6 protein-coding genes and 1 tRNA gene are annotated in these 7,339 nt (G+C 45.7%); 2 read left to right on the top strand and 5 right to left on the bottom strand.

Annotated features, from left to right (window positions below; all coding sequences use genetic code 11):
* Positions 1 to 179: 179 nt before the first annotated feature.
* The 3 genes from ICN18_RS08410 to rnr are packed head-to-tail and all read right to left on the bottom strand — an operon-like array spanning position 180 to position 3,586.
* Positions 180 to 365, bottom strand: coding sequence for a YgaP family membrane protein (locus tag ICN18_RS08410; protein WP_215401206.1), 186 nt, complete (start codon positions 363 to 365; stop codon positions 180 to 182).
* A 15-nt stretch (positions 366 to 380) separates the two neighbouring features.
* Positions 381 to 1,148 (bottom strand): 23S rRNA (guanosine(2251)-2'-O)-methyltransferase RlmB, encoded by a 768-nt coding sequence (rlmB, locus tag ICN18_RS08405; protein ID WP_216190066.1) that lies wholly within the window; start codon positions 1,146 to 1,148, stop codon positions 381 to 383.
* 44 nt (positions 1,149 to 1,192) lie between these two features.
* Positions 1,193 to 3,586 (bottom strand): ribonuclease R, encoded by a 2,394-nt coding sequence (gene rnr, locus ICN18_RS08400; protein WP_216190065.1) that lies wholly within the window; start codon positions 3,584 to 3,586, stop codon positions 1,193 to 1,195.
* A 156-nt stretch (positions 3,587 to 3,742) separates the two neighbouring features.
* On the opposite strand from rnr, the gene ICN18_RS08395 reads away from it, so the two are divergent.
* A tRNA-Leu gene (locus tag ICN18_RS08395) sits at positions 3,743 to 3,829 on the top strand.
* Between the two features lie 214 nt (positions 3,830 to 4,043).
* Here ICN18_RS08395 and ICN18_RS08390 read toward each other — a convergent pair.
* Complete coding sequence (locus ICN18_RS08390; protein WP_216190064.1) at positions 4,044 to 4,955, bottom strand: DUF3427 domain-containing protein; 912 nt, start codon at positions 4,953 to 4,955, stop codon at positions 4,044 to 4,046.
* Complete coding sequence (locus ICN18_RS08385; protein WP_216190063.1) at positions 4,952 to 6,847, bottom strand: restriction endonuclease; 1,896 nt, start codon at positions 6,845 to 6,847, stop codon at positions 4,952 to 4,954. The genes ICN18_RS08390 and ICN18_RS08385 overlap by 4 nt, the downstream gene beginning before the upstream one ends.
* A gap of 71 nt (positions 6,848 to 6,918) precedes the next feature.
* Here ICN18_RS08385 and ICN18_RS08380 point away from each other — a divergent pair, with 71 nt between their 5' ends.
* Positions 6,919 to 7,218 carry a hypothetical protein gene (locus ICN18_RS08380; protein ID WP_216190062.1) on the top strand — a complete coding sequence of 100 codons (300 nt, stop codon included), beginning with the start codon at positions 6,919 to 6,921 and terminating at the stop codon, positions 7,216 to 7,218.
* Positions 7,219 to 7,339 lie beyond the last annotated feature (121 nt).

Genomic DNA, 7,339 nt, shown 5'->3' with positions numbered 1-7,339 from the left:
AAGGCAACTCAATGAACGCCCTAGAAAAACACTAAACTATCAAACACCGGCAGAACGTTTTGCCCTAACTGTTGCATCGACGGGTTGAAATCAAGACCGATAGCGGACCATCAGCGCCAAAAGAAAAGCCATCCTAAGGATGGCTTTAATACGATTTTGGAAGCAACTAAGACCAATATCTACTTCTTACCGGTATTAATGCCCAGTATCGAGTACGCTGGGCAATTACCAATCATTCCCGTTAATAGCGGGATCACGCCTATCCAAGCCCAAGGGCCAGTGATACCAAAGCCAGCTAAACCCATTAGCGTTACGCCAACAGTCATTCGCAGAACGCGATCAGTATGTCCAATATTGCATTTCATATGAAGCTCCTTGTTTTACTTGGCAGCTTTGTCATTCTCTTTTGCTAGGCGCTGTCTTAATGCCTCATACAAGCATACGCCACTTGCAACAGATACATTCAAACTGGAGACAGCACCTTGCATAGGAATACGCACTAACTCATCACAGGTTTCTTTTGTAAGGCGGCGCATACCCTCACCTTCGGCCCCCATCACAATCGCAATCGGACCTGTGAGGTCGAGGTCATAAATTGATTTTGTGGCTTCGTCATCGGTACCGATGAGCCAAACACCCGCTTCTTGCATCTCTTTCATACTACGAACCAGGTTGGTCACTGTAATGACCGGTATCACCTCTGATGCACCGCTAGATACTTTACTAACAGTGGCATTGATAGATGCAGAGCGATCTTTGGGAACTACTACGGCATCTACGCCAGCACCATCCGCTACACGCAGACAAGCGCCAAAGTTATGGGGATCAGTAATACCATCTAAGACTAGGAGCAATGGCTTCTTCTGCGCACCCTCAGCATCTTCAATCACTTCAGTAATAGTGCGCGCAACAGTCATTTTTTCAGCCAAAGCAACGACACCTTGGTGACGATCATGGCCCGTCAATTTATGTAGACGCTCTGCATCAGCCGCATGCAAACGTTCGCCCAGAATCTCTTCGGCTTGCTTTAAAAAATCACCCATACGTCTATCGCGACGACCAGAATCAAAGTATACCGACTTCAAGCTATCTGGGTCTACGCGTAAACGCGCTTGAACTGCATGGAACCCTACTAGTATTTGCTTCATTTCGTTTGCTTCATCTTTTTTAATCTTATTTTTCTAATTAATCTTTATTTGCGACGCGCTTTAGTGCTGCGGACTGGAGGTTTGCTACCTGCTGGCTTGCCGACAGACCTGCCTGGCTTAGCGGATTTACCGTTTTTACCATTTTTACTGTTGGCTTTGCTCTTGGACTGGTTGGCTCCTAGAGTCCCCGCAGATTTAGCCGCGTTTACATTAATGCCGCTTGGCTTTTGCGGAGTCTTATTATCTGCACGACTTCTTTGGGGGGCTGCTTTTTTGTTTGGCCTACCCGTATCGGATGCTAATAGCAGCTGACGACGGTTAGAGGAGCCACCAGGTTCTGCGCCAACGGATTTAACAAGACTAAATTCAATCTTGCGCGCATCCAGATCAACGCGACTCACCAATACATGCATGCGATCACCTAAGCGATAACGAATACCTGTACGCTCGCCACGTAACTCTTGGCGTGCTTCATCATATTGGAAGTAATCCCCACCAAGCTCAGTGACGTGCACCATACCTTCGACAAAGAGATTTTCCAGCTGAATAAATAATCCAAAGTTCGCAACACCAGTGACAGTACCTGCATACTCCTGACCTAAATGGTCGCGCATGTAGTAACACTTGAGCCAGGCTTCCACGTCACGCGATGCCTCATCAGCACGACGTTCATTAGATGAGCAGTGAACACCTAATTGACCCCAAATTGGCAATGCGGCGTTTGCCCTCTTAGGTAACTTTGCACCTTTGGCTGCTCCTGCTTTTGCATCGCTTTGGGATTTCTTGGCATTAACTGCGTTCTCACGACCCTTACCTTTGCGCGGCAAAGTCAGGTTGAGTGGCACTTTAGGCGGCAAGACTGGTACGTAAGGCTTTTTTTGCAGAATCGACTTAATTACCCGATGTGTGAGCAAATCAGGATAACGACGAATCGGACTAGTGAAATGAGAGTACGCTGGATAAGCTAAGCCAAAGTGGCCTTCGTTATCTGGCTGGTACATTGCCTGCTGCATAGAGCGCAACACTACTGACTGCAGCATGTTGGCATCAGGACGTTCTTTAATCTCACGCATCAATTTAGCGTAGTCACGTGGTTTTGGCTTCTCGCCACCGCCCAATGACAGACCTGATGTTCTGAGAACTTGGCGTAACGTAACCAACTTCTCTTCTGAAGGCTCGCCGTGAACCCGATACAAACTGAGATGCTTATTTTTTTCAATGAAGTCGGCTGCACATACGTTGGCAGTCAACATGCACTCTTCAATTAAGCGATGGGCATCATTACGAAGGCGCGGCTCAATACGTAAAATCTTGCCAAGCTCATTGCTAATGATTTGAGTCTCAGTGGTTTCAAACTCGATAGCGCCCCGCTTCTCACGAGCTGCCAACAGAATCTTATAAAGTGAATAGAGGTTGCCCAGCAACGGGCGGAACTGTGCAAATCGTGTCGCTTCAGGACCTTTGCTGTTTGAGAGAATCTCCCAAACCGTATCGTAGGTAAAACGTTGTGCTGAATGCATTACCGCTGGATAGAACTGGTATGCCAAAACAATACCGTTGTTATCGACAACCGAGTCGCAAACCATACACAGACGGTCCACTCCTGGATTAAGAGAGCAAAGACCATTTGAGATCTTCTCTGGCAGCATTGGGATCACGCGTCTTGGGAAATACACCGAAGTAGCGCGCAATAAACCATCATCATCTAGCGGCTGTCCAGGCTTCACATAATGCGATACGTCAGCAATAGCAACAATCAAACGCCAAGCTTTGGTCTGACCATACATGACAGGCTCACAGTAGACAGCATCATCAAAGTCGCGTGCATCAGCACCATCGATAGTCACCAAAGGTACGTCACGTAGGTCAACGCGACCTTCCAAATCAGCTTGCTGAACTGTGTCTGGCAGCGCTGCAGCCTCTTTCATGGCCGCTGCTGAAAACTCATGCGGCACGCCATACTTACGTACAGCGATTTCGATTTCCATACCAGGATCATCAATCTCACCTAAGACCTCTACTACTCGACCAACTGCTTGGCGATAGCTATCTGGGTAATCAATAATCTCAACACTAACAACCTGACCTAATTTAGCTTGGCCTTGCGCTTTAGGCGGAATCAAAATGTCATGACCGATGCGCTTATCTTCTGGCGCAACAATCAGAACACCATTTTCATTTAAGAGACGACCGATAACTACTTTATTGGCATGCAGAACTACCTCAACGATCTGCCCTTCGGGGCGACCACGTCGATCGGTTCCTAATACTCTGACATTAACTCTGTCACCGTGCATGACACGAGACATTTCTCTTTCAGAGAGAAAGATATCTTCGCCGCCATCATCGGGAATAACAAATCCAAATCCATCTCGATGCCCTTGAACTGTTCCTAAGCGGTCAGCCTCACGTGGCACCAAGTCTTTTGCTTTACGCATTTAATTCCTTCGGCAATACATGCCCTGTCTATATATCTGTTGATATCTATTTTTGTTATGAATAAGGCTACTGTATCAAACCACCAAGTCTGAGGGGGAAAAGCCAAAATGGGGTTCAAAAGCCTTAAAACGCCCATCCCCCTATAATAGAGGCATGCCCAGGTGGCGAAATTGGTAGACGCACCAGCTTCAGGTGCTGGCGATCGTAAGGTTGTGGGGGTTCGAGTCCCTTCCTGGGCACCAAACTCTTTTTAGCAGCGCTCTGCGCCTGTTACTGCAAGGCCATTATAAAGAAAATAGGCCAGTTCTACATAAGAACTACATAAAAATACATAAGGTGTATGTGGGGGTGCTTTCTAAAAACACAACCCCCCATTTTTACAAAAGAGACTAGGAGTCCCATTGGGACCCAAAAGAAGTTAAGTCCGTCGATTTTTTTGCAAAATTCACAAGGTTTTTAAAACACAGAGTGCTTAAACATGGTGGGAATTAAGCTTTCATCGGATGGAATCCAACCCTCAATCCGATTGATTGTTCCGCCAGATGCTTTTGCTTCAGATACTTGGATTGAATGGAGAATAAAAAGATCGGTTTTAACGCCGGACATTCTTGCTTCTTTCACCTCATTGGCGGTTACTAATACCTGCCTACCAAGACTTACTGTGCCCTTGACCTCTACTTTAAGCAATTCCGATCCCTTTGCACAAAGAAGGTCAAATGATTCATTTGAGGACGTATCAACAACCTCGTAGCCTAGGTCCTCATAAAAATTAATTGCAGCCTTCATTGCATGAAGCTCAGTAGCTACCTTCGAGGCCTGATCTCTTGCATATCCCTGCCCTCCAGTGCTTGCTTTTTTAGCGCGAAGGGGCTTAGGTGCTGCGTTTATGTAATGGGCTGTTCTTGGTCGATCATTGGAAGGGGTCCAGTCGTATAGCTTAGCAAGCTGAGCATTAGGTTCATCTTGATACTCAAGACAATCAAATACCATGTGTACCGGCTTGGACGTCGCCTCATCATAGGACTTATAGGCAAGCTTGCCGCAATATACAAAAGGGTTTGATTTTGATTTTGTCTTTTCATTAACCCTTGCAAAAAGTAATACTTCTACCTCACCGTTAACAATTCTTTGAATTCTTGGAGTATTAATGGTTTGAATGGTCTGAGAATCCCAGTGGAATAGATTGCCCTCAAAAAAATCGTTATATTGCAGCTTTGCATTCAACTGCTTGGTCTTGTCAAGCGTGACAAATAACAAAATAGAATTGCCGGATGAAAGAATGCCTTCACGACTTGATTTTAGTCGTCCATCTCCTAGATGGTCTCCAATAGTGACTCGGGTATACAGATCACCCAATTTGAAAATCATAAGTCCTCGTTTTTAAAGTGCGATACACCAGCGTACTTATTGCGACCTGCCACAGTGGTACCAGCATCCTTCATCATCTTTCTGGCTTCTTCTAGGTCAATGCGGAACTTGTAACCGTGCTGCTCTAACAGCCCAAGTAATTCATTACCATTGATTAGGGTCAGCGGTTTACCTTGGATGAAGGCGTATGACTCTTGGCCAAACTGACTAGTACAAACCAATATGCCCTTCATGGCGCCTTCATTCATCATGGTTCCGTACAAGTCTCTAACGGCTGAGACATCAACCGTATTAACGTAGCGCTTGGCTTGCACAACCATCTTGCCGCCACGTATCGGATCGGGGTCCATGATGACCGCATCAACGCCCTGATCTCTAGAGGCTTGAGTAACCTTTACCTCTGCACCGTTTGAAGCAAACACGCGTTCAAACAATTCACGGCATAAGTGCTCAAAGTCTTCCCAGTCCATGCTGGCTAGATTTTGCTCACTGGACAACTTGCCTACGATCTCTTTGTTATCAACAAAGCGAGGATCGTTCATGTTGATTGTTATGGCGGGTGCGATTGGTGTGAGCTCTAGCGTCTTTGCTGCAACACCTTTGAGTGAACCGAATGCAACAAGTGGATCAAGTTGAGCGAGATTTAGTTCTTTTAACTGATTTACCTTAGACATGAGCGCAACACAGTAAGCACGTTTCTGATTGCCTGTTGCCTTAACTACAAAGTTAGACCAGCCGTTAAAGACAATAGCTTTCTGATCACTCAGGTTTAACTGAGTAGCAATCTCATAGGACAACTTAAGTGCTAGTGTTGGATAGAGCAATTCAGCAGCTTGCTTGGATTCTTTTTGATTTGCTGGTTTTCTAACGTAGCCTGCTTTTTGTTCAACAAACTTCTGCCACACCACAGCACCGACATCAGGCAGTTCATGCTCCAAGATAACAATGTCTGCCTCTGGGTCATAGCCGATCTCGTATTCGGATGGAACCCATCTTGGTAGCTTGAGATACTTAAACAATATGGCGGCCATTGAATCCAAATCGCCGCTTGCAAGTAGGTCAAGCTCTTCTTGAATATTTGCTCGATCTTTCTCTGCTTCGGTTTCCCACGCTTCTTTAACATTTCTCCAGCGCAGGTGTTGCTCTTCGTAATCTAGCTCTTGTTGTTTGTGCAACTTCTCATAGATGGCTTTGGCTTTCTCTGAGGCAGCTTGGAACTCAGCCGCTCTGGTCTGTTCAAACTCTAATAAGGTCAATCTATTTTTTGTAGCGACTTGAACCTGCTTAACTTGATCTGCATATTGAGCCGTAACAAAGCCGTTTAAGAATGACAACCAACCGTTGTAGAGCGGAATGTAAATTGATGGTTGCTCAATATCTGATGCAGGAACTATTACAGGGACTTCGGGTGGAGGCTTAACGGCTACTCCCTTTACTGGGGCTGCTTCTGGAAATGGTTTGATCTGCGCTAAAGCATTCTCAAGTGAAGCTCGAATAGATGGTGATGGCGTCAGAATCTCTGACAAACTTTCAATGCTGATTGATGTAGCAGCAGATGGATCGTATTGATGAACAGCTAGTGCTGCAGGTTTAGTCCAAATAGGAGCGCGTATAGGCTTAGTCGGTACAAAACTGCCTGAATAAGTTGATAGCGCCTTTAGTTGTTCTTCATGCCCAGAAGACAATCTAATATCAAGCAGCCTTGGGTCAAGATTGATCATGGCGGGCGCAATGTCATGACCTAGCTTTTTAGCCACAGAAAGAGCCAATCCTCCAACATATCGATTGTAAAGTTTTGCAGTTGCTCTTAAGCCATCAAGTGAGATATTAAGAAACAGAAGAATGATGCCAAGTACACAAGCCCAGACAAAGATTGTCAAAAAGGTATCCATTTAGCTGACACCCTTAATAGAGATTGAATTTTTGTTATTGCAAGTCATTGGCATGGGGGTATGATTTATCTATGAGATACATCTTAATTCTACTTTTTATCAGCACCAATGTAATGGCGCAGGCTATTTATGACGCAAACGGCCAATATAGGGGTTACCAGCAGACTAGCCCCAGTGGCGTAACGAACATTTACAACGCTCAAGGTCAGAATACAGGCTCTTCACAGGTTGATAACGGGCAGACTAACTACTACAGCCCTTCTGGCGCATACAGAGGCACCAACACAGCCACACCAACCCCACCTGTACCAAACACCACAATTAACGCACCTCGTCAGGCTCCACAGGCGCCAATAATGAAAGGTTGGTAAGCGTACTTAGCAATGACCGCTAACGACCTTGATTTCAACCCGTCGATGCAACACACTACAAACTGCGTAAGCGCAAGGAGTGTTGCTCATGAAACAACGACCTCGAATCTATTACACAGCT

Source organism: Polynucleobacter parvulilacunae (assembly GCF_018881715.1).
Lineage (GTDB): Bacteria > Pseudomonadota > Gammaproteobacteria > Burkholderiales > Burkholderiaceae > Polynucleobacter > Polynucleobacter parvulilacunae.
Note: the sequence above shows the minus strand (reverse complement) of the source record. Positions and strands in the feature narration are given on the sequence as shown.

Bases quoted from the DNA above. Each gene is read 5' to 3' on its own strand.
- ICN18_RS08410 (WP_215401206.1), bottom strand. From the start codon at position 365: ATGAAATGCAATATTGGACATACTGATCGCGTTCTGCGAATGACTGTT.
- rlmB (WP_216190066.1), bottom strand. From the start codon at position 1,148: ATGAAGCAAATACTAGTAGGGTTCCATGCAGTTCAAGCGCGTTTACGC.
- rnr (WP_216190065.1), bottom strand. From the start codon at position 3,586: ATGCGTAAAGCAAAAGACTTGGTGCCACGTGAGGCTGACCGCTTAGGA.
- ICN18_RS08390 (WP_216190064.1), bottom strand. From the start codon at position 4,955: ATGATTTTCAAATTGGGTGATCTGTATACCCGAGTCACTATTGGAGAC.
- ICN18_RS08385 (WP_216190063.1), bottom strand. From the start codon at position 6,847: ATGGATACCTTTTTGACAATCTTTGTCTGGGCTTGTGTACTTGGCATC.
- ICN18_RS08380 (WP_216190062.1), top strand. From the start codon at position 6,919: ATGAGATACATCTTAATTCTACTTTTTATCAGCACCAATGTAATGGCG.